We start from the raw sequence: 21,445 nt of genomic DNA on the forward strand, positions 1-21,445 counted from the left end.
CGGGACAAGCTTCCAGCGACCACTCGGCGTATCCAGGGAGAACGGCAATGAACACCGCGACGAGGCCGGTAATCTCGGAGATGAGGCCCAAGATCACCGTCGTCGGGGTCGGCGGCGGCGGCGGCAACGCCGTCAACAACATGATCGCCGAAGGCCTGCAGGGCGCGGAATTCATCGTCGCCAACACCGATGCCCAGGCCCTTGCGATGTCGAAGGCAACGAGGCTGATCCAGTTGGGCGCTCATATCACCGAAGGTCTCGGCGCCGGTTCCCTGCCCGAGGTCGGCCGTGCCGCGGCCGTGGAATCCATCGACGAGATCATGGATCACCTTGCTGGAACGCATATGTGCTTCGTGACCGCCGGCATGGGAGGCGGGACCGGCACCGGTGCCGCGCCTGTTATAGCGCAGGCAGCACGGGCAGCCGGAATACTGACCGTCGCCGTCGTTACCAAGCCATTTGTCTTCGAAGGCAGGCGCCGCATGTACGCTGCCGACGAGGGCATCGAGCGCCTGCGCGAAAGCGCCGATACCGTCATCGTCATCCCCAACCAGAACCTGTTCAGGATCGCCGACGCCAGAACCACGTTCGCCGATGCCTTCGCCATGGCCGACCGGGTTCTTTACGCGGGTGTCGGCTGCATCACCGATCTGATCGTCAAGGAAGGCCTGATCAATCTCGACTTCGCCGATGTAAAGTCGGTGATGCGCGACATGGGCCGCGCCATGATGGGGACCGGCGAGGCCGCCGGAGAAGGCCGCGCCAAGAAGGCGGCGGAAGCGGCAATCGCCAACCCGCTGCTCGACGAAGCTTCGATGATGGGCGCCAAAGGCGTCCTTGTCTCGATATCGGGCGGCATGGACATGACGCTGTTCGAAGTCGACGAAGCCGCAACCCGCATCCGCGAGGAGGTCGACAACGATGCCGACATCATCGTCGGCGCCATCTTCGACAAGGCACTCGCCGGAAAATTCAGGGTATCGGTCGTGGCGACCGGCTTGCGGCGTGGCCTGGAGATTCCACTGCTTGCCGAACCGGAAGTTCGCATGAACTGAACGCGTATCGCTGACTACCAGCCTCGCGTCACCAGGGCCGCGCGCCGTCGATGACTTCCCATCAGCCGACGGTTGCTCGCGAGCTGTATCCGCTACTCAGGCCGCCCGAACGCTGCGCGCTCCACGCGCCCAGGCCGGCAGCCAATCGCCATGCGCAACCAGCAAATCGTCGACCAGCGACCATATCTGGTCGAGGTCGAGCTCAGCCGCCGTATGCGGGTCCATCATCGCCGCGTGATAGATGTGCTCGCGGTTTTCGGTCATCAGCGCCTGGACCGTCAGCTCCTGGACGTTGATATTGGTACGGATCAGCGCGGTGAGCTGCACCGGCAGCTCGCCGATGAAGGTGGGTTGAATGCCCGAGGCGTCAACGAGGCATGGCACCTCGGCCGCGCAATTATATGGCAACGACGTGATGCAGCCATTGTTGCGGACGTTGCCGTAGATCACCGACGGCTCGCCGGTCCAGACCGAGTTCATGATCGAGGACGCATATTCCTTCGACTGCTCCACTTCGATCTTGTCAGCCGAGCGATAGGCTTCCGCTTGCCCCTTCCAGCGTTCGATCTGCTCGATGCAGCGCTTCGGGTATTCGTCGAGCGGGATACCGAATTTCTCGATCAGATCGTCGCGCCCGTCCTTGATGAAATAGGGCGTGTATTCCGCGAAATGTTCGGAGCTCTCGGTGACGAAGTAGCCGAGGCGTTTCAGCATCTCGTAGCGCACCTTGTTCGGGCAGCGCGGATTCCATCCGGGCTTCGGTGCCCGCCCTTCGCTGTAGGCGCGCAGCAGATCCGGGTAGAGGTTGCGATAGGAGCCATCCGGCTGGCGATGCTCGAACTTCAGGTAGAAGGCCATGTGATTGATGCCGGCCGAGCGGTAGCGAATCTCCTCGTAGGGAATGTCGAGATCGTGCGCCAGTTCCATCGCTGTGCCTTGTACCGAATGGCAGAGGCCGACCTGCTTGATGTCGGGATATTTCTCCGCGATCGCCCAGGTGTTGATCGCCATCGGGTTGACATACTGCAGCATGATCGCCTGCGGGCAGATTGCGAGCATGTCCTCGCAGATCTTCCAGAGATGCGGCACGGTTCTCAAGCCGCGCATGATGCCGCCGACACCGAGCGTATCGGCGATGGTCTGGCGCAGACCGTATTTCTTCGGAACTTCGAAGTCGGTGACGGTGCAGGGCTCGTAGCCGCCGATCTGGAAGGCGACGACGACGAAATCGGCGCCCGCCAGCGCCTTGCGCTGGTCCGAATAGGTTTCGGCTTTGGCCTTCACGCCGAGCGTCGAGATCAGCTTGCCGACCACGATTGCGCTTTCCTCGAGCCGTTGCGGATTGATGTCCATCAGTGCGATCGTCGCGCCGGATAAGGCCGGACGCTGCAATATGTCGCCGACGATGTTCCTCATGAACACCGTCGAGCCAGCTCCGATGAAAGCGACCTTGGGATTTCTTGCCACAACGACCTCCGGCTTAAGCAATCAGGCTACCTCGAAAGCGGCCTTGACCAGCCGTTCGGTGTAAGCGGTTTTGGGATGGGACAGGACTTCGTCGACCGGCCCCTCTTCGACGATCTTGCCGTGCTGCATGACGATGACGCGGTGGCACAGCGCCCGAACGACCTTGAGGTCGTGCGAGATGAAGATGTAGCTCAGGCCCCGTTCGCGCTGCAGCTTGCGCAGCAATTCGATGATCTGCGCCTGGACGGAGAGATCCAGTGCCGATGTCGGCTCGTCGAGTACGATGAATTCCGGTTCGAGCGCGACGGCGCGGGCAATCGCAATACGCTGGCGCTGGCCGCCGGAAAACTCGTGCGGGAAGCGCGACAGGATATCGCCGGGCATGCCGGCGCTGATCAGCGCCTCGCGCACCCGCTCTATCCGATCGTTCCTGGTGGCGCCGATTCGGTTGACGACCAGCCCTTCCTCGATGATCTGGCCGATCGTCATGCGTGGGTTGAGCGACGAAAACGGATCCTGGAAGACGACCTGCATGCGCGACCGCAACGGCCGCATCTGCGAACGTGAACAGCCATGGATCGGCTGGCCATCGAAATAGATCTCGCCGCTGTCCGTGGTGTTGAGCCTGAGCAACGCCTCGCCGAAGGTGGTCTTGCCGGATCCGGATTCGCCGACGAGACCCAGCGTCTCGTGCCGCCGAAGGGTCAGGCTGAGACTGTCGACGGCGACGAGTTCGCGCAGGTCCGGCCTCATGAACGTGCCATGCCGCAGCATGAAGGAGACGCGCACATCCTTGGCTTCAAGAATGACGTCGGCGCCTTCGGGCAACGGATTTGCCTGGCCGCGCGGCTCGGAGGCAAGCAGGTGACAGGTGTAGGGATGCTGCGGATCGGCAAACAGCCTCTCCGTCACATTGTGCTCGCGCATCTCCCCATGCTGCATGACGTAGACATAGTCGGAGAACTGCCGCACCACGGTCAGGTCGTGCGTGATCAGGATCACCGCCATGCGCAGTTTCTTCTGCAGGTTTCGGATGAGATTGAGGATCTGCGCCTGAACCGTGACGTCGAGCGCCGTCGTCGGCTCATCGGCGATCAGCACATCGGGATCGTTGGCCAGCGCCATGGCGATCATCACACGCTGGCGTTGGCCGCCGGAAAGCTGGTGCGGGTATTGTTTCAGCCGCGCCTGGGGCTCAGGAATCTGTACCTGCTGCAGCAGCTCGAGCGCTCTTGCTTCGGCCTGCCTGCGGCTCATCTTGCGATGCACCCGTATCGCCTCGACGATCTGGCTGCCGATCGTGTAGATCGGGTTGAGCGAACTCATCGGCTCCTGAAAGATCATCGAGATGCGGTCGCCGCGCAGTTTGCGCCGCGCACGCTCGGAATATTTCAGGATGTTCGCCCCGTTGTATTCGACAGTCGATTTCGGCGACACGACCGCGCGTTTCGACAACAGTCCCATGACGGTGCGCGCCGTCACCGACTTGCCCGATCCCGACTCGCCGACAATGGCGATCGTCTCGCCGCGATAGAGCTGGAAGGAGATGTCCTTGACGGCTTCGATCATGCCGTGCTCGACCTTGAAATCGACGGCGATGTTGCGGGCATCGATGACCGGTTTTTCCGAACGGCCGTCATGGTCGAGCCGGACAGGCGGTGCGAAGGATTTGACGAGCGCGTGTTGCATCATGTCACGCTCAATACGGATCGACCGCATCGCGCAATCCATCGCCAAGCGCGTTGAACGCGAAGACGGTGACAAGCACGAAGCCGACCGGCGAGAGGATCCAGGGATAGGTGCCGATGACCGAATAGGTCGCGGTGTCCTGCAGCATCAGGCCCCAGGAGATCAGCGGCGGCTTCACCGCGAAGCCGAGAAAACCGAGGAAGGATTCGAGCAGGACGACGCTGGGGATCGCCAATGTGACGGCAACGATGACGTGGCTCATCACGTTTGGAAAAATGTGCTGCATGATGATGCGGCCATCTGTGGCGCCGACCGCCATCGCCGCACGGACGTAGTCGATCCGCGCCAGCGCCAAGGTCTTGCCGCGCACCTCGCGCGACATCTGCGCCCAGCCGAGCGCCGACATGACGACGATGACGAAGGCCAGGAAGACATTCGTCGGCGCCGTCACCGGAACAAGCGACGTCAGCGCCAGATAAAGCGGCAATTGCGGAAATGCGAGCACCAGTTCGACGAAGCGCTGGACCCAGACATCGAATGTGCCGCCGAAATAGCCCGACACCATGCCGACTGTCGTACCGATCACGGTGACGATGAAGACCACCGTCAATGCGATCATCAACGAGATGCGCGAACCATAGATCGCACGAGCCAGCACATCGCGGCCGAATTTGTCGGTGCCAAGGAAATGCACCGGCTGGCCGTCGGTCGAGCCGAAAAAGTGCCGGTTTGCGGGAAGCAGGCCGAGCAGTCTGTACTCCGCTCCCTTGACGAAGAAGCCGAGCAGCCGCGGATGGTCGTAGTCCGGCCCGACGACGGGTTGGAAGGTAACCGGGTCGAGGTCTTCCGAATCCGCCAGAGCATAGACGCGTGGCTGGAAGACGAAGTTGCCATCTTTGTCATGGAAGCTCATCATCTGCGGCGGGGCAAAGCCGACATCGGTCACCTTGGGATCCATCGGTGCGAAGAAGTCGGCGAACACCGCCAGCAGCACCAGAAACGCGACCAGGATGAGCCCGGCCATGCCGGTCCAGGACCGTTTCAGGCGGCGCCAGACGAGCGCGATGTAGCTCTCATTGCCGCGCGGCTTGATCTTGGCCGATTCCTCGGCAAGCGGCGGCAGCGAGGGCTCGAAGGCAAGCATCTCAGGACCCTGCATATTGGCGCACACGCGGGTCGAGCATAACGAGCAGCATGTCGGCGATGATGTTGCCAACGATCAGCGTTGCCGACAGCACCATCATGAAGGTCGCCGTGACATAGACGTCGCCAACCGCCATCGAGCCGACGATCGCCGGGCCAACGGTCGGCAGGGCAAAGATGATCGCCGTCTCGATCTCGCCGGTCAGCATATAGGGCAGCACCACGCCCTGATACATAACCAGCGGATGCAGCGCATTGGGCACCGCATGGCGCATGACGACCGCACCGCCGCTGAGGCCCTTGGCGCGAGCGGTCTCGACATACTGCGCGTTAAGCGTGTCGAGCAGATTGCCGCGCATCACCCGCATGTTGTAGGCGAGCCCGCCGAAGGTCGCGATGGCGACAACCGGCCAGACATGCCGGACGAGATCGACGAACTTCGCCCAGGACCACGGCGCCCCGCCAAATTGCGGCGAAAAGAAGCTGCCGATCTCGGAGACGTTAAACTGGAAGACCAGCAGATAGACGATGATCAGCGCCATCAGGAAGCGCGGTACCGTCATTCCGAGGAAGGAAATCGCTGACAGCGTACTGTCGATCCAGCTGTACTGTCTGGTCGCCGCCCAGATGCCGAAGCCGATGCCCAGCACCGATGCCAACAGGTGGCAGACAAGCGCAAGCAGCAGCGTGCGCGGCAGCCGCTCGCCCACCACGTCGGCGACGGGCTTGTTGTAATACAGGCTGTGGCCGAAATCGCCGCGGGTGATGATGCCGCCGATCCAGTTCAGGTATTGGAGCGGAACCGGCTTATCGAGGCCGTGCTCCACGCTGTAAGCCTTCGCCTGAGCATCGGCCTCGGCAAAGGAGGCTCCACCCTGGTTGATGAGCTGCAAGCGGATATAGTCGGCATAGTTACCCGGCGGTGCCTGGATGATCGCGAAGGTAACCACGCTCAAAATGGCGAGAACCGGTATTGCGGATGCTATGCGCATAAGCAGAAATCGCAGCATCGACCGTTTTGCTCCTCGCTCAGATTCTCAGTTATCCCTCACCGCTGGCTTTGTCCCGGCCGCGCCAGCAGCGCGGCCGGGAATTTTCAAGTCAGGGGAGGAAACTCAGTTCGTCGGACCCTTGTCCCCGGGCTTTCCGGGAAGCTGTTCGGGAAACAGCTCATATTTCTGCTGCTTGTCGGCGGCCACCCAGACCCGCTCGCGGACGATCGAGTCCTCGGCCCAGTTGAACATGAAGATTGGCGTTCCCTGCGGGATATTGGAGAAACGTTTGTTGATGATCAGCGCGCCGGGATATTCGGTGAGCCCGACGGTATAGACGTGTTCCGTCGAGATCTTCTGGAACTGCTTCATCAGGCTGGCCCTCTGGTCATTGTCCTGCGCCGAGACAAACTTGTTGACGATATCGACAAGGTCCTTCTCGAAGGGCATCAGATCTACCTGGCCGTTTTCCGGAGCGCGGTGGTTCCAGCTGGTGCGTGGGCCGACCGGCGCCAGTTGCTCGGTGTTCTGCACGACCGAGGTGAGTTCCGTTTCGTTGCGCCTTATCAGCCAGTCGAAGCGACCGGAGTAATTGGCCTGATCGCGCTGGGTACCGTTCAACCCGTTCAGGACAACGCGAATACCTAACTTCTCCATCTGACCGACGACGCCCTCCGCGAGGCTCTTGTCGGTGGTGTAATCGTTGTTGACGAGCATCACGATCTCGACATTCTTGCCGCCGGCGGTGCCGGCAGGAAAATTGACGAAGCCGTCGCCGTCCTTTAGGCCTGCCTTGGCGAGTTCCGCCTTGGCGCCTTCGAGATCGAAGGGGTAGTAGACCGTCGACTTCCGGTCGTAGAAGCTCGTGCCCGAGGAGAAGCCGCCGGGATAGATGGCAGTGAACGGACCCTTGACCAGCGAGTCGCCGAGCGCCTTGCGGTCGAGCGCCATGGTGACGCCCTTGCGGAAATCCTCGTTGCGGTTCAGCTCGCGTATCGCCTGTCCGCGCTCGTCGGGGTTACCCCAGCCATTGGCTGAGAAATTCATGCGCAGATTATAGCCGATCAGCCGCGGACCGAACGCAAGCCGTGCCGGCGCGTCCTTTTGTGCCGCGCGCTTCAGCGAGGCGACGAAGTTCTCCGGCTGCTCCAGATTGGAGAAGTCTCCCGCCCCCGATACCGCCTGAACGTCGCGGTCGGCCCAGGTCGACAATTTGTAGTGCAACTCGTTGAGATACGGCAGCTGGTTGCCCTTCTCGTCGACCTTCCAATAGTACGGATTGCGACGCATGACGATGATGTCGTCGGGGCGGTATGCCACCGGCACCCAGGCACCCATCACCGGCATGTTCATATATTCCGGCGGGAAGGCGTTCTTGAACTGCTCGTAGGTGTTCTTCGAATATTTCGGATGCTGCGGCTTGAGGATATGCGACGGGCCCGGACAGAAGGTGCCGTAAGCCATGGCGTAAAGGTATTGCTTCGGAAAGGCGTCCTTGAACGTCCACTCGACGGTGTAGTCGTCGATTTTCTTCAGCGTCGTGCCGACGCCGAAGGTCTCCTGCGTGGCACCGTTCAGCGGCGACACATTAGGGTCGATCACCTCGTCGTCCCAGTAGAACATCACATCGTCGGCGTTGAACGGAACGCCGTCCGACCATTTCGCGCCCTCGACCAGATGCATCGTCAGCGTGTGGCCGTCCTTGGACCAGTCCCAGCTCCTGGCGAGGTTCGGCAGCGGCTCCGTGTCCTTGGCCTCGACCTGGAACAGCGGCGCGGTGCGCGTCAGGCATTCGGAAAGGCCGATGTCGATGCCGCCCCAGCCCTGCGTCTGGCCGGCGCCATAGTTCCAGCCCTCCGGCCGGCCGCCGATGACATGACGCATCGTATCACCGTAGACACCGACGCCGTCCGGCATATTGCCGGTCTTGAAGACCAGCGGCTCCTTCGGTAACCGGTCCTTGACCGGCGGCAGCTTGCCTGCCTTGACGTATTTGTCGGTGACCCAATCGGGTTCGTGGTATTCCGGAAGTGCCTTGAACTCCAGGATGGAGTCGCGCGCGACGTACTTGATCTTTCCCTCGGCCGGAAATTGCGCGGGCACCGGCGGCACGGTCGGCTCGGATGCATACGCGTTCAGGGCCGAGGCCGAGACGCTAAGCGCCAGCCCGGCGAGAATGCCAATGTTTCGGAAATTCCTCATCGTCTCTCCTCCCTGTTGTTCAGGAGCGCGTTGACGCCGCTCCATTTCTCCTCGAACGAATGTACTTCCGGGTGCGGTGCCGAAAATTCCTCCCGAAAGCTTGCCGCGATCCGTCCTGGCGAAATTCAGACGGCCTGCTTGAGAGCCGTTTTTTCCGCACGTAGTTCCTCGATCGAACGGACGTCGCGCCGTGCCGCTCCGGCCCATTCACGGGTCTTGATCCTGGATTTCGAAAGCCGCTCCTTCGCGGCCGGCACCGCATCGGCATATTGAGGCAGCCAGCGGGCCTGGGCGACGACCATTTCGTCCACCATTTGCCAAACCTCTTCCGGCGTCGAAACCGCGCCGACCAGCGGATCGTGCAGGACGGCGAGCTTCAGCAGGTCGATATCGCCTGAGATCGCCGCATGAACCGACATGCGCTGGACGTTGATCGAGGAAGTGCAAGTGGCGGCGCAGGCCTCCGGCAGCGTGATGCCTGCAGCCATGTTGATGCCGAAGCGATCGACGAAGCCGGGCGACTCGATGATGGCGTCCTGCGGCAGGTTGGTGACGATGCCGTTGTTCTTGACGTTGAAATGGCCGCGATAAACGCGGTTCGTCTCCAGCGCCTCGAGAATGTGGCTGGCATGCTCGTTGGAGCGCTTGGCGGGGTCTATCGGCCTGGCGGCGGATTCCAGAAATTGCGGGAACTCCGTTTCGAACCAGTTGCGTGTTTCGGTCGAATAACGAAGGTAGCCGCCGGTCTCGCCGTGGATCCAGTCGGACATGTCTATCCAGCGGGTGATTTCGTCCGGCCGCTTGCGATACCAGGGCAGGTATTCGGAAAGATGGCCGTTGCTTTCGGTCGAATAGACGCCGAAGCGCTTCAGGACATCGATGCGCAGCTTTTCCTGCTGCGAATAGACCGGATGCGCCTCGAAGGCGGCAACCAGTTCGTCCTTACCGATCTTGCGGCCGTTGAGACGCAGGTCGATGAACCAGGTCTGATGATTGATGCCGGAGCAGATGTAGTCGAGCTCGGTGCGCGACTTGGCGCCGAGCACTTCGGCGATCTGGTCGGCGCCATGCTGGACGCCGTGGCAAAGGCCGACGGTATCGACCTTGCCATATTCGATCGCCGCCCAGGTGTTCATGGCCATCGGATTGGCGTAGTTTAGGAATTTCGCCCCAGGCTCGGCGACTTCGAGGATATCCTTGCAGAAATCGAGGATTACCGGAATGTTGCGCTGGCCATAGAGGATGCCGCCGGCGCAGATCGTGTCGCCGACGCACTGGTCGATGCCATACTTCAAGGGAATGCGGATGTCGTCCGCATAGGCTTCGAGACCGCCGACGCGAACGCAGCTGATAATGTAGCGGGCACCCTCGAGGGCGGCACGGCGGTCGGTCGTTGCCGTAACCTTGGTCGGCAGCCTGTTGAATTCGACGACCCTGTCGAGGATCGACTTGATCATCTGGAGGTTGCGTTCGCTGAGATCGGTCAGTGCGAATTCGACATCCCTGAATTCAGGAACGCACAAAATGTCGGTGAAGAGCTTCTTGGTGAACCCGACGCTTCCCGCACCGATAATAGCGATCTTGAAACTCATCAGCCTCACCTCGACCTGATCGAACGCTAGGGCAAAGGCGGCGAAAAGAGGCCTGGCCCGCCTGCCACATTATGCAGGCTGGAATCCGGCACTTCCTCCCATCCGCTCGTTGACCGCGGTTTCTTTTGCTTTTCTCGAGGGATTATGCGCCTAATTCGGCACGCGACCAGAGAAGGATTATGCTTTTAGGGGTAATTTTGTGCTGCGGAACTTGATCGACATCGGGCCGGCGGGCAGGACGGTATCGCTGCCGCGCGGGCGCCAGCGCCTACACACCATGCCGACAAGCACCGGCTATGAAGTGCGCGAGAACGAGGTCTACGACTGGGATGGGCGCAAGCGCGGCCAGACGCCGTTTACCGTGCTCCAGCATACGATCAGCGGCACCGGCCGATTGCGCTACGAGAACCGGAACTACCGCCTGCAAAAGGGCGACACTTTGCTGGTCCTCGTGCCGCACAACCACCGTTACTGGCTGGCCAAGGGCGAACGCTGGGAGTTCTTCTGGATATCGATGAACGGCGAGGAGGCACTGCGCATCCACAAGTCGATCCTTGCCGCCGTCGGTCCGGTGCTGCGGCTGCAGCCCTCGACGATCGATCATCTCGCGGATTGCAGCGTACGCCTGATCACGGGCGCGGTCTCGCCGGGAGCCGCCTCGGCCGTCGCCTATGAAGCCGCCATGGCGCTCTACGACGATGTCTTCGGCTCGCATGCCGTCACCGACGACAAGAGCGCCATGCAGCCGGTCATCGACCACATCAGGGCCAATCTCGACAGGCCGCTCCGCGTTGCCGATCTCGCCGAGATCAGCGGCCTGAGCCGCGCGCATTTCTCGCGCTGCTTCGCCGAGAGCGAGGGACTTCCGCCCGCCGAATTCGTGCTGCAGCAGCGACTGCAGCGCGCGGCGAAGTTGCTGACGAAGGCCGATTTCCTGCCGGTCAAGGAGGTCGCCATCATGTGCGGCTTCGAGGATGCCAATTATTTTTCCAAGGTCTTCCGCCGCCTCTACGGCATCAACCCGACGCAATTCCGCACCAACGGAATGTATGCCAGCCTGGGAACCGCCCGATAGATTGGCCCCGCTTGGCACCAGGTGAGGGAACGCTTTTGCTTCCCCTCGGTTTAGGACAAGAGAGCCCGCTCGCCGCTGCCGCACCCCGCTCTGGTGGAGATCAGGCCACAGATATCAGGGGAGTGATCGATGAACAACCCCGATCCGAACAACCCGAATCCACTGCCGGACAATCCCAATCCGGAGCCGGCGCGGCCGCCTGCCCCGCCGGAGACTCCGCCGGGAGAACCTCCAGGCGTACCCCCGCCCTCGCCGGATCCAATTCCGACGCCGGATCAGGAGCCACTTGGAGTTCCTCCTGGCACGCCTTCCGAAATTCCTTCGGAACCGACCTTTCCCGGGCCGACCGCGTGAAGGCGGTCGGAGTGGAGGATGGGTGATTTGGCGGAGCGCTCGAAACGGGTCTTGCCATGGAACGTTTTGCGCTGGCGCTCATTCACCCTTCCATCACGAAATTCGGCGGCGGGCCCTGCAACCAACGGAGGTTAAAATGAAAGTTGGCAACTGCATGACAAAGGACGTCGAGATCGCCAGTCCGCAGCAAACCCTGCGCGATGCGGCAGAAATGATGGGTCGCCTCGACGCCGGCGCGATGCCGGTGGGCGAGAACGATCGACTTGTCGGCATGGTAACCGATCGCGACATCGCAATCCGCGGCGTCGCCCAAGGCAAGACACCTGACGCCAAGGTACGGGAAGTGATGAGTACCGAGGTCAGGTATTGCTTCGAAGACGAAGACGCGGAGGATGTTCTGCGCAACATGGCTGACCTGAAAGTGCGCCGCTTGCCAGTGCTAAACCGTGACAAGCGCCTGGTCGGCATCGTTTCGCTGGGCGACCTCGCCACCAACAGCGAGACCGCGACAGCAGGTGAAGCGCTGAGCGGCATCTCGCAACCCGGCGGCGAGCATTCGCAAACGATACACTGACGGCGCGCCACCGGCCGGCCTTTGCCACGACCGAACCGCCGGCTTGATAGACGCCGGTCTGCCGGCGAAACAGTTCAGAGGCGAATTGGACTCAACCCGACGAGGAGCAAGCCATGATTACTATGAAGGCCGTCCGTATCCACGATTTTGGTGGACCGGAGGTTCTTTCGCTGGACGCGGTTCCGTTGCCTCAGCCCCATGACGACGAGGTCACGCTCAAGGTCTACGCGGCAAGCGTCAATCCCGTCGACTACAAGGTTCGCAAGGGCTCTTCGGGCGCGGATCTGCCCGTCACGCTCGGCCGCGACGTGTCCGGCGTGGTGGAACTGTGCGGCACGCGAGCCCATACGCTGAAGAAGGGCGATCCGCTATATGCCATGCTCGGCAACGACCGCGGCGGCAACGCCGAATATGTCGTCGTCAAGGCAACGGAGGCGGCGGCGAAGCCGCAACGCTTAAGCCACGCCGAAGCCGCCGCGGTGCCACTTGCGGGCCTTACCGCGTGGCAAGGCCTTTTCGATCACGGCGGCCTCAAATCCGGGCAGCGGGTCCTTATCCATGGCGGCGCCGGCGGCGTCGGTCATCTGGCGGTGCAGTTCGCAAAGGCCGCGGGCGCGTTTGTCGCGACGACCGTGTCCGCGCAGGATTTCGATTTCGTTCGCGGGCTTGGCGCCGACCAGGCGGTCGACTACAAGAACCAGAGCTTCGAGGAGGTTGTCAAGGACGTCGACCTCGTCTTCGACCTGGTAGCGGGTGAAACACAGGACCGCTCGTGGGACGTGCTCAAACCCGGGGGGACGCTCGTCTCAACGCTTTCCGAACCGTCGGCGGAGAAGGCCCGCCTGCATCGGGCTCGCGGCGTTTCCTATTTGACCAAGCCTAACGCGGCGCAGCTTGCCGAGATCAGCCGCCTCATCGACGCCGGGAAGGTCAGGCCATTCGTGCAGGCAATCTATCCTCTTGAGGAAGTCGCCAGGGCCGAGGAACAGCTCGAGAAGCAGCACACGCGCGGCAAGATTGTGCTTCAGGTAGCTGCCTGAGCACTCGCCGAACAACAGGCCGCAGGCGAGTTTGCGGAGCGCTCGGACACAGGCCGTTTTCTGCCGTCCAGAAGCCCGGCGGCCGAGAGTTTGACACAGGACGGCCCGCCGGGCCTGGCCGGCTTAGGCAGATGCCGGTTGAAGCAGCATGCGCCGGGTTTGCCGGGATGCGCAAATCAAACAAATCAAGGAGATGCAACGGATTGTGAGGCACGTCACGACGACACCGTCGCACGGCCGTCGTCAGTTAACTGCGAAGCGAAGGGCACAGCGTTTACCGACAGGCGGGCTAGGTTCCTACCGGCCGCAAGCCGCAAAAAACCGCTTCAAACTGTGGGAAACCGGCGATAGGTTCGAACCATGTCTCAACCCGCCAATCCGATCTCCATTGCCCGTCGCGATCAGATGTTTCCAGCGCTGGCTGAGGCGGACCTGGACCGCATCGGCCGTTTCGGCGAAGCCGTGTCCTATGCCGCAGGCGAACAGATCGTTAAAGCCGGCGAGCTGGCGCCCGGTCTGATCGTGGTCCTGTCCGGCAAGGTGGATATCATCCAGGGGAGCAGCTTCGGCCGGCGCGAAACAATCGTCACGCACGGTGCAGGCAATTTCGTCGGCGAGTTGGCGCAGCTTTCAGCCCGGCCCTCACTGGTGGATGTGGAGGCGATCGAGCCGGTCGAGGCGCTCGTCATCCCCTCGCAAAGGCTGAGGGACCTGATGGTGCAGGAAGCAAACCTCGGCGAGCGCATCATGCGGGCGCTGATCCTGCGCCGTGTCGGCCTGCTCGAGAGCGGCACAGCCGGCCCGATCATTGTCGGACCGGTCGACAGCGGCGACGTATTGCGGCTGCAAGGTTTTCTGGCTCGCAGCGGTCAGCCGCATCGCGTTCTCGATTCGGCTGCCGATCCCTGCGCCAGGACCCTGATCGAACGCTTCCATGTCGATATCCACCATTTGCCGATCGTGCTTTGTCCAAACGGCAAGCTGCTGCTCAACCCCGGAGAGAACGAGCTTGCCCGCTGCATCGGCCTGGTGAGGCCGATCGACGCCGGCAAGCTGTACGACGTGGCCATTGTCGGCGCCGGACCGGCCGGCCTCGCTGCGGCCGTCTACGCGGCTTCCGAAGGGTTGTCGACGATCGTGCTCGATTGCCGTGCCTTCGGCGGACAGGCGGGTGCCTCCTCGCGCATCGAGAACTACCTCGGTTTTCCGACCGGCATTTCGGGAATGGCGCTGATGGCGCGCGCTTACAACCAGGCGCAGAAATTCGGCGTCGAGATGGTGATACCGGACGAGGCGAAGCTGCTGGGCAGCGCAAGCGACAGGTCCGGTGCCCACTACACGCTCGCCGTCGGCGGCGGGGAGACCGTGCGGGCACGGTCGGTGGTGATCGCCAGCGGAGCGCGCTATCGCCGCCTCGACATGGCAAACCTGGCGCAATTCGAGGGAACCTCCGTGCATTACTGGGCTTCGCCGATCGAAGCGCGGCTTTGCGCCGGGCAAGAGGTAGCCCTGGTCGGCGCCGGCAATTCGGCTGGACAGGCTGCTGTCTATTTGGCGGCGCATGTGAAGAAGGTATGGCTGCTGGCGCGCGGCAGCAGCCTGGATGCGAGCATGTCGCGCTATCTGGTGGAGCGCGTCAGCGCACAGCCGAACATCGAAGTGCTGGCTGAGACGCAGATCACGGCGCTGGAAGGCGCCGACGGCACTCTTGGCAAAGTGCGCTGGCGCAACCGCGACACCGAGACAACACGTCCGATCCGCCACCTCTTCCTGTTCATCGGCGCCGATCCGAACACCGACTGGCTGGCGCAATGCGGCGTGGCGTTGGACATGAAGGGCTTCGTTCGCACCGGGCCTGACATTGGCCAGGAACGTGGTGCACTGGAGACGAACCGCGGCGGCGTGTTCGCCATCGGCGACGTGCGCTCAGGCTCGATCAAGCGCGTCGCCGCTGCCGTCGGCGAAGGCGCCCAGGTGGTTGCGGCGCTGCATGCATATCTCGCGCGAAACGGCAGCCTAGCCGTGGCGCCACAATTGGTCAGGAGCGTATGATGGCAGACGAATGCAGGCACGCCGGGGACATTCGCGACGTGACGCCGAGCGCGCTCGGCTGCGAGGAATGCCTGAAGAGCGGTTCGCAGTGGGTGCATCTGCGGCTCTGCCGCACATGCGGTCACGTTGGCTGCTGCGACGACTCGCCCAACCGTCATGCCACCAAGCATTTTCGGGCAACCGGCCATCCTGTCATCGAAGGCTACGATCCGCCGGAAGGCTGGGGATGGTGCTACATCGACGAAATCTTCCTCGACCTCGGCGACCGCACCACGCCGCAAAACGGACCGATACCGCGCTTCATTTGAGCTTTTTTGCCAGCGGACCGCTCGAGCAATTCCAGGAAAAGTGTGAACGGTTTTCGTCCGCAATTGCGTCAAAAAAGATGGAGCTGTTCGGCGTTTCCGTGAAGAACCGTTCTAGTCCAGGGCTGCTTCGGCCGGAGGGGGCGTATCGCGTCCCTTTGGTGGTGCCGATGACCGCTCGCGCATTTGCCTGACGGTCTGGAGGACACGATCGGCAAGAGATGCAAGCGCACCCTGTGCCGTGCGCGTCCCGATGACGGATTCCAACGTAACCGCCTGCGTTGAGAATTTGTGTTTGAACGACTCTGCTCCACAGAGGAAATCGACCATGCTCAAGCCGTGATCGATCGACCACTGCACGTAATCCATCAACAGGATCACACCCGGCGACGCCCGGGCGAAATCCGGATCGAATGTCGTCACGAAGGCCATCATTACGTCGTGCTGGACGAAGTTGATCGACACCGCGACCATCACGCCATTGCATTCGAGGACGAAGATATGCAGCACGCCGGCGCGCGCCAACGCATCGACGAGCGCGGCGAGTACCGGCACGCCCTCTTCGAACAGGTCTGACTCACGCATGCGCTCGGTCAGCCATTTCCGCTTCAAGGCCGCGAGGCGCTCCAGTACCGGTTGCAGCGGCTCGTCGGGGGCAAGCAGGCGAAATCTCACCTCTCCGGTTTCTTCCAGCGCTTTGATGCCGCGCCGATAGTTTTGGCGCGTCTTTTTCGACTGGTCCGCGAACCATGCCGCTCCGCTTTCCCATTGTCCGGCAACGCGATAGCTGACTTCCGTTCGGTGAAAGTGACGAAGCCTGATGGCGCCGAAAGCTCCCGGCGTGAAAATTTTGCGGGCCGCCGCATCCGGCGAGAGACGACTGATCAAGGCAAGATCGAAGCCACCTGCATCGCAGAGTTGAGTCCATAGCTCCTGCAGCGCCGATAACGAGCATTCCGGAGCAACGAGAATATCCCCATAGTCGGTATAGCTGCCGGCCGCCCATTCGAGAAACCGCAGCCCCCTGCGCCTGCCGATCGCCAGCGGAACGACAGCAACGAGTTTCTCGCCCTTCCAGACCAGGCCGATCCGCAACGCGCGCTGGTCACGGCGTTGTACAGTACTCCACCATGCCGAAATCCAGGCATGGCTTTGAAAGATCAGCCCGTCGGTACGATGCCAAAGGTCCATCCAAGCGGCTTCGACCGCAGCCAGACGATCCGCCGAACGGACGATTTCCAGGCGCTCCGCGCCTAGGACGTCGATGGAAACAACAGTGTTCATGAAGGAGAACTGTCCTGTGGCTGCGCGACTACATTGGGCCGCCTGTGAAACAGTCGCATGACATGCCTTGCCATCTTCTTGAGCGGCAGGATGTAGAGCCCAAAGAGCGACTGATAATCGCGCACATCGCGATCGATCAGGCCAAATTTCAGGTCTTCATCCGGTTCCGGGACAAATTGCGTTCCGAACAGACGATCCCAGAACGAAAAAAGCAGGCCGAAATTCTTGTCATAATGACGAGGGTCGATGCTGTGATGCACCTGGTGCCAGTGCGGACACAGGATGATGTTGTTCAACGGGCCGAACGAGATCTTGAGATGCGTATGACGAACAAAGTCCATCATCAGGATGTTACGGATGACGTAGACGTTGATGCCGAAGATAGCGACCTCTACCGGATCGAGTGCGATCAGGCTCCAGATACCGAAGCAGATGCCCGGGATGACGCCATCCCACATACGGTTCATCAGATCGTCCAGCGGATGAACCCGGTCCTTGGTGATCCCCACCATCACCTCGGCCGAATGATGCACCTTGTGCAATTCCCACAGGAACGGGAAGCGGTGCTGGGCGACGTGGTAGAGGTAGTATGAAATATCATAGGCGACCAGCATGGTTGCGGTGAAGATGACGATCGTCACCGGTCCCGCCGGGCCGCCGAGAAGCGGCGCGTGAATGTTAAGGAGCCAGCCGATTGCCTCGCGTGTGCCATAGCCCATGGCGACGACGAAGGTGACGCCGGCGGGAATAAGCAGGAAAGGCATCATCGCCCGTTTCGTGATCCAGAACAGGGCGTCGGCTCGCGCCGACGGGTGCAGGATGATTTCCTGGGGGAAGGCGAAGTCGAAAAAATCCCTGAGGGACTTATGTTCGGCAGTTCGCCAGTAGGCGATCACCGCGCTGCCCAGTGCGGTGAGGAGAAGCAGGCCGAGCGTGGTCAGACTGACGTTCGAAAGCTTTTCCACAATCGCTCTGGCAAATTCGGAAAACATCGTTGCAGCGGCTCCTGGTCTAAAAAGGCAGTCTGGGGTTGCAAGCAGGCGATCTGGCGAATAGCAAAGCACAAAATTCCCGCCAAACTTGCTACGCCGCCTGCAACCAGTGGCTGTTGCGGACGCAGCGGGCAAAGCAGGCTGGATGGTGCGAGACTAGCAGATCAACGGTAACGAAACCGCTAAATGTCCAAACGTAATTAATGTCGAATACGGCTGGAACTCGCCCGGCAACTCTACGTTGGCGCGGGTTTTTGCCGTTGTGGCGGGTGAATTGGGGCAAGATGGATATGGATTCCGGCTTCGCCCACTTCACCGTGCCAGGCGAGGCGTTCGGCCTGCTGCCTGGTGCCAAAGCGCAGTGAAACCCAACCGCCTTGCCCCGGCATGTCACCGCCGGCGCCGACGTCGAGCGCAGCGTCAGGAAAGCGGATGGCCAACAGCGCCTCGTCGCCGCGCAATACCGTGACCGTATCTTCGTGCCGGTCGGCATGGAGGCCGACGGCCAGCTGGAAGACGATCTCGGACTGACGCCCGCCGCCGAGCAGTTGGTCGGTGATGAGGATGCCATCGGCCTGGCGCGCCAAAGTGCGCTGATGCACGACGCCGAAGCGGCTTCTATAGCCATCATGCCGGGCGCTCAGCCTCCAGTGCGGTCCCGGCTCGCTCTCCACCAGCGCTGCGACTGCCTTGTGCGACCAGTTGAAATTTCCAGCGATGGTACTTTGGCTCTTGCCCTCGATGTTCAGCGTGTTGTGCGCTGGTGTGGAGCGGAACCAGTCGCGCCATGCGCCTCCCGAACCGTAGAGCCAGGTGGCTGGATCGACCAGCACCGGCTCACCGTCGATGCACAGGGTGAGCGACAGCGCGTCGGCATGGCCGTGCGCCGCTATCGAGAGATATCCGAGCGGTCCATGGTCGAACGTCAGTTCGACATTGCGGCCATTCATTGCCCCGCGCCAGACTGAGAGCCCGCCTTGCGCGAATGTCTGCAACCCATGCACCGCGGGAGCCGGACCCGACGGCGTACCAAAGAAAAGCGAACGAAAGTCGTCGGGCTCCGGCGCGTTGCCCGGCGTCCCCAGTAAGCCTTGGATGGCGGACGCGACGGATCGGATATAGTTCGGCTCGTCCCCCAGCTTCAGCACGTGGCCCTCATCGTCGTCGCCGAAGCGGGCGGCTTTCTGTGGCAGCCAGCCGACGAAATTGGCGAAGGCGCCCAGACGCGCTTCGACAGCCGAGGGAAACGGCGTTCCCGCCTGGCGTGCCGCGGCGGCGCACAGCAAGATGAGTTCGGCGCTGAAGGCTGCATAGGTCGGTGTTTGCTCGGCACCTGCGCCATCGGCAAGTATCTGCTTGTGCGTCTCATTCAGGAGGGCGCCGCGGGCGATTTCGGATCCGGCCCCGAGCGCCAGGCCGGCCAGATATTCGCCGGCCAACTCTGCGACGAGATGGTTGTTGGCGGAGGAATATCGCGACGGAAACCGCGGCAGCCAATAGGCGCTTGCCGCGAGTATCTCACCAGCTTTCCGCAGCGTCACTGGGTCAAGCTGGTCGCCGACGAGGTCCAGGGTGACGATCAGGCTGATGGCCCGCAGCGCTACTTCGATGCCGGACGCCCAGCCGATGCCTCGGAACGGTGGATTGGCGGAATGCCAACTGCCGATTGCCGCCTCGATGGCACTCCGGGATCGATCGTCCTCGCCGAGGAGCAGGTGTGCAGCCAGTGGCGGCAATTGCTGCAGCCGGTTGATCTCCCAGACATATTTTATATCGCCAAGGTCGCCGCCATGGCGAAAATCGATGTCGAAAGTATGAGCCTCGGGGCCAGGCCAAAGCCTGCCGGTCACCGGATCAAGACGCCAAAGCTCGGCAGGAAACAACAGTTCGGGCTCACGCTTTGGCCATGTCCGCCCGAGTGCAGAAAACCGGCCCTGAAGCATCTCTTGCGCGGCCGCCGCTATGGCTTGCCGTTGGGCGTCGGTCGCTGCCAGCGCAGCATGGCGAAATCCGGGCAGCACTGGGTGCAACCGCGGCGATGGATAGCGCTCCCACCCATCATCGCGGCGGCGCGACGCGATCCTTCGACGTTGCTCGCCCAGCCGGTGCAGCACCTCGGCCGGTCCCATGCTGCGCAATCGGTTGATGTACCAGCCGATTCTCATGCACGCCCCGTCAACGTTTCGGTCGTTGTATACCATGCCGTCGAAAAGCTGCGCGCCGGCAATCTTCTTTCCCGTTCGTTGCGGTTAATATCTCCGGCGACCATACGGAGAGAGCGATGCGAAAAGCGGCGTGTGTTGTTGCCTGGGTGCTCGCCTTGCTTGTGGCTGCCGACGCAGCGCCCATCGCTCTCAAGCGCGGCGTTGGCGTGCATCAGTGGCTCAACTGGTCGCCGGTGGAAAAAGACGGAACCTACGTTTGGCCGCCCTATCGCCGCGAAAAGGAGTGGCTTGCGGAAAGCAGGCCGCTCACCGACTGGCCGTCCGGGGAGGTGTTCGCCCACATCCGATCGATGGGCTTCGACTTCGTCCGGCTGAGCGTCGATCCCGGCCCGCTGCTTGCCAGCGAGGGCGCCAAGCGGCAACAGGCGCTGGACATACTTGCCGCCGCCGTCGAGCGGATCACGTCGACCGGCCTCAAGGTGGTTTTCGACCTGCATGGCGTCACTCAGGTTCCCGACTACAGCATGGAGATGATCTATGGCGGCGCCGACAGCGAGGGCGTTGCCCGCTATCGTCAAATGGTTGTGGCGGTCGCCGCCATGCTGGTCAAGATAGGCACCGACAAAGTCGCCCTCGAACCTTACAACGAGCCCGCATACTACCCTTGCGATGCGAGCGGCAGCGATGACTGGCAGCGGATCATGGCAGGGACCGTCCACGACATTCGAGCGGTCAGCAGTGAACTTACCATCGTTGCAACCGGCGCCTGCGGCGGCAGCATTGCCGGATTGGTCAACCTCAGCCCCGGCTTTGATGACCCAAACCTCTATTACAGCTTCCATATGTATGAGCCGCACAGCTTCACCCACCAGCGGCCCGATGACACAATCAGCTTTGCTTCGGGACTTCCCTGGCCGGCCGACAGCAGTACACCCGAAGTGGTGACCGAAACCCTTAGAGCGCGGATGGAGGCTGCCGGCTTGAGCAGGGTCGAGCAGGTCATGAACATGGCCACCGCGCGCCAAGCAATCGCGAGGTATTTCGAGCAGAACTGGGGCCAGAGCCAACTGGAGGCGAGCTTTCGCCAGGCTGTCGACTGGGCTGAAGGCCATGGCATCCCCAGTCGGCGGCTCTTCATGGGCGAATTCGGCGCTATCCTCATGTCCGCGGACGGCCGCATGGGCGCCTTTGAGGCCGACTGTTCGCGCTATCTTAAGGCAGTGCGCGGAGAGGCCGAACGCTTTGCGATCCCATGGTCTGTCTGGGAGTTCTCCAATCCCTATGGGATGAGCCTCATCCTGCCCGATGGCCCCCCGGTACCCGACCCGGAGATGCTGCAGGCATTGGGCCTGCCATAGGTGCCGTCACTCGCCCTCACCAGCGAACAACCGGTGGCAACCCCTGACCGCCAGGCTCCATCGAGGATGGCCCGTGGCAGCTTTCTCCCGGTCGGGTTGTGTCGGC

At 61.9% G+C, this 21,445-nt stretch carries 16 protein-coding genes; 7 read left to right on the forward strand and 9 right to left on the reverse strand.

The annotated features are described in order from the left end of the window. The first annotated feature begins 47 nt into the window (after positions 1-47). Positions 48-1,055 (forward strand): cell division protein FtsZ, encoded by a 1,008-nt coding sequence (gene ftsZ / locus NKH78_RS25025; RefSeq protein ID WP_023677189.1) that lies wholly within the window; start codon positions 48-50, stop codon positions 1,053-1,055. A 96-nt stretch (positions 1,056-1,151) separates the two neighbouring features. On the opposite strand, the gene NKH78_RS25030 is transcribed toward ftsZ, so the two are convergent. The 6 genes from NKH78_RS25030 to NKH78_RS25055 form a co-directional block, all read right to left on the reverse strand. After that, the gene (locus NKH78_RS25030) at positions 1,152-2,522 is read right to left on the reverse strand and encodes an alpha-glucosidase/alpha-galactosidase (protein ID WP_352737336.1); all 1,371 of its coding nucleotides are present in this window, start codon (positions 2,520-2,522) and stop codon (positions 1,152-1,154) included. Between the two features lie 21 nt (positions 2,523-2,543). Next, on the reverse strand, positions 2,544-4,211 hold the full coding sequence (locus NKH78_RS25035) for an ABC transporter ATP-binding protein (protein ID WP_352475744.1): 1,668 nt from the start codon (positions 4,209-4,211) through the stop codon (positions 2,544-2,546). A gap of 10 nt (positions 4,212-4,221) precedes the next feature. Further along, positions 4,222-5,355 (reverse strand): ABC transporter permease, encoded by a 1,134-nt coding sequence (locus tag NKH78_RS25040; protein WP_292653801.1) that lies wholly within the window; start codon positions 5,353-5,355, stop codon positions 4,222-4,224. Position 5,356: 1 nt separating this feature from the next. Beyond that, positions 5,357-6,364 carry an ABC transporter permease gene (locus tag NKH78_RS25045; protein ID WP_352650414.1) on the reverse strand — a complete coding sequence of 336 codons (1,008 nt, stop codon included), beginning with the start codon at positions 6,362-6,364 and terminating at the stop codon, positions 5,357-5,359. A gap of 105 nt (positions 6,365-6,469) precedes the next feature. Then, positions 6,470-8,548 carry an ABC transporter substrate-binding protein gene (locus NKH78_RS25050; protein ID WP_352884544.1) on the reverse strand — a complete coding sequence of 693 codons (2,079 nt, stop codon included), beginning with the start codon at positions 8,546-8,548 and terminating at the stop codon, positions 6,470-6,472. A 125-nt stretch (positions 8,549-8,673) separates the two neighbouring features. Then, on the reverse strand, positions 8,674-10,140 hold the full coding sequence (locus NKH78_RS25055; protein ID WP_254819493.1) for an alpha-glucosidase/alpha-galactosidase: 1,467 nt from the start codon (positions 10,138-10,140) through the stop codon (positions 8,674-8,676). A gap of 277 nt (positions 10,141-10,417) precedes the next feature. Here NKH78_RS25055 and NKH78_RS25060 point away from each other — a divergent pair, with 277 nt between their 5' ends. The 5 genes from NKH78_RS25060 to NKH78_RS25080 all read left to right on the forward strand — a co-directional run bounded on the left by NKH78_RS25060 (position 10,418) and on the right by NKH78_RS25080 (position 15,543). Continuing rightward, entirely contained in the window at positions 10,418-11,215 is a 798-nt protein-coding gene (locus NKH78_RS25060) for an AraC family transcriptional regulator (protein ID WP_352475745.1), read from the forward strand. 490 nt (positions 11,216-11,705) lie between these two features. Further along, the gene (locus tag NKH78_RS25065) at positions 11,706-12,143 is read left to right on the forward strand and encodes a CBS domain-containing protein (protein ID WP_352472517.1); all 438 of its coding nucleotides are present in this window, start codon (positions 11,706-11,708) and stop codon (positions 12,141-12,143) included. Positions 12,144-12,256: 113 nt separating this feature from the next. Next, positions 12,257-13,183, forward strand: a complete 927-nt coding sequence (locus tag NKH78_RS25070; RefSeq protein WP_352737335.1) for an NADP-dependent oxidoreductase — start codon at positions 12,257-12,259, stop codon at positions 13,181-13,183. 360 nt (positions 13,184-13,543) lie between these two features. Then, positions 13,544-15,235 carry an FAD-dependent oxidoreductase gene (locus NKH78_RS25075; RefSeq protein WP_352737334.1) on the forward strand — a complete coding sequence of 564 codons (1,692 nt, stop codon included), beginning with the start codon at positions 13,544-13,546 and terminating at the stop codon, positions 15,233-15,235. Then, positions 15,232-15,543, forward strand: a complete 312-nt coding sequence (locus tag NKH78_RS25080; protein WP_036238601.1) for a UBP-type zinc finger domain-containing protein — start codon at positions 15,232-15,234, stop codon at positions 15,541-15,543. The genes NKH78_RS25075 and NKH78_RS25080 overlap by 4 nt, the downstream gene beginning before the upstream one ends. Positions 15,544-15,654: 111 nt before the next feature. Here the strand turns inward: NKH78_RS25080 and NKH78_RS25085 are convergent, their stop codons facing one another. The 3 genes from NKH78_RS25085 to NKH78_RS25095 form a co-directional block, all read right to left on the reverse strand. Next, positions 15,655-16,824 carry a GNAT family N-acetyltransferase gene (locus tag NKH78_RS25085; protein WP_352737333.1) on the reverse strand — a complete coding sequence of 390 codons (1,170 nt, stop codon included), beginning with the start codon at positions 16,822-16,824 and terminating at the stop codon, positions 15,655-15,657. Beyond that, positions 16,821-17,816, reverse strand: a complete 996-nt coding sequence (locus tag NKH78_RS25090; RefSeq protein ID WP_352737332.1) for a sterol desaturase family protein — start codon at positions 17,814-17,816, stop codon at positions 16,821-16,823. The genes NKH78_RS25085 and NKH78_RS25090 overlap by 4 nt, the downstream gene beginning before the upstream one ends. 236 nt (positions 17,817-18,052) lie before the next feature. Further along, complete coding sequence (locus tag NKH78_RS25095) at positions 18,053-19,981, reverse strand: heparinase II/III family protein (RefSeq protein WP_352737331.1); 1,929 nt, start codon at positions 19,979-19,981, stop codon at positions 18,053-18,055. Between the two features lie 116 nt (positions 19,982-20,097). On the opposite strand from NKH78_RS25095, the gene NKH78_RS25100 reads away from it, so the two are divergent. Beyond that, the gene (locus NKH78_RS25100) at positions 20,098-21,339 is read left to right on the forward strand and encodes a glycoside hydrolase family 5 protein (RefSeq protein WP_352507200.1); all 1,242 of its coding nucleotides are present in this window, start codon (positions 20,098-20,100) and stop codon (positions 21,337-21,339) included. Positions 21,340-21,445 lie beyond the last annotated feature (106 nt).

The organism is Mesorhizobium sp. M0910 (assembly GCF_040319465.1).
Classification (GTDB): Bacteria; Pseudomonadota; Alphaproteobacteria; order Rhizobiales; family Rhizobiaceae; genus Mesorhizobium.

Excerpts from the sequence above, each read along its gene's own strand:
- ftsZ (WP_023677189.1), top strand. The coding sequence starts at position 48 with ATGAACACCGCGACGAGGCCGGTAATCTCGGAGATGAGGCCCAAGATC.
- NKH78_RS25060 (WP_352475745.1), top strand. The coding sequence starts at position 10,418 with ATGCCGACAAGCACCGGCTATGAAGTGCGCGAGAACGAGGTCTACGAC.
- NKH78_RS25095 (WP_352737331.1), bottom strand. The coding sequence starts at position 19,981 with ATGAGAATCGGCTGGTACATCAACCGATTGCGCAGCATGGGACCGGCC.
- NKH78_RS25040 (WP_292653801.1), bottom strand. The coding sequence starts at position 5,355 with ATGCTTGCCTTCGAGCCCTCGCTGCCGCCGCTTGCCGAGGAATCGGCC.
- NKH78_RS25050 (WP_352884544.1), bottom strand. The coding sequence starts at position 8,548 with ATGAGGAATTTCCGAAACATTGGCATTCTCGCCGGGCTGGCGCTTAGC.
- NKH78_RS25090 (WP_352737332.1), bottom strand. The coding sequence starts at position 17,816 with ATGTTTTCCGAATTTGCCAGAGCGATTGTGGAAAAGCTTTCGAACGTC.
- NKH78_RS25070 (WP_352737335.1), top strand. The coding sequence starts at position 12,257 with ATGATTACTATGAAGGCCGTCCGTATCCACGATTTTGGTGGACCGGAG.
- NKH78_RS25035 (WP_352475744.1), bottom strand. The coding sequence starts at position 4,211 with ATGCAACACGCGCTCGTCAAATCCTTCGCACCGCCTGTCCGGCTCGAC.
- NKH78_RS25055 (WP_254819493.1), bottom strand. The coding sequence starts at position 10,140 with ATGAGTTTCAAGATCGCTATTATCGGTGCGGGAAGCGTCGGGTTCACC.
- NKH78_RS25075 (WP_352737334.1), top strand. The coding sequence starts at position 13,544 with ATGTCTCAACCCGCCAATCCGATCTCCATTGCCCGTCGCGATCAGATG.
- NKH78_RS25085 (WP_352737333.1), bottom strand. The coding sequence starts at position 16,824 with ATGAACACTGTTGTTTCCATCGACGTCCTAGGCGCGGAGCGCCTGGAA.
- NKH78_RS25100 (WP_352507200.1), top strand. The coding sequence starts at position 20,098 with ATGCGAAAAGCGGCGTGTGTTGTTGCCTGGGTGCTCGCCTTGCTTGTG.
- NKH78_RS25045 (WP_352650414.1), bottom strand. The coding sequence starts at position 6,364 with ATGCTGCGATTTCTGCTTATGCGCATAGCATCCGCAATACCGGTTCTC.
- NKH78_RS25065 (WP_352472517.1), top strand. The coding sequence starts at position 11,706 with ATGAAAGTTGGCAACTGCATGACAAAGGACGTCGAGATCGCCAGTCCG.
- NKH78_RS25080 (WP_036238601.1), top strand. The coding sequence starts at position 15,232 with ATGATGGCAGACGAATGCAGGCACGCCGGGGACATTCGCGACGTGACG.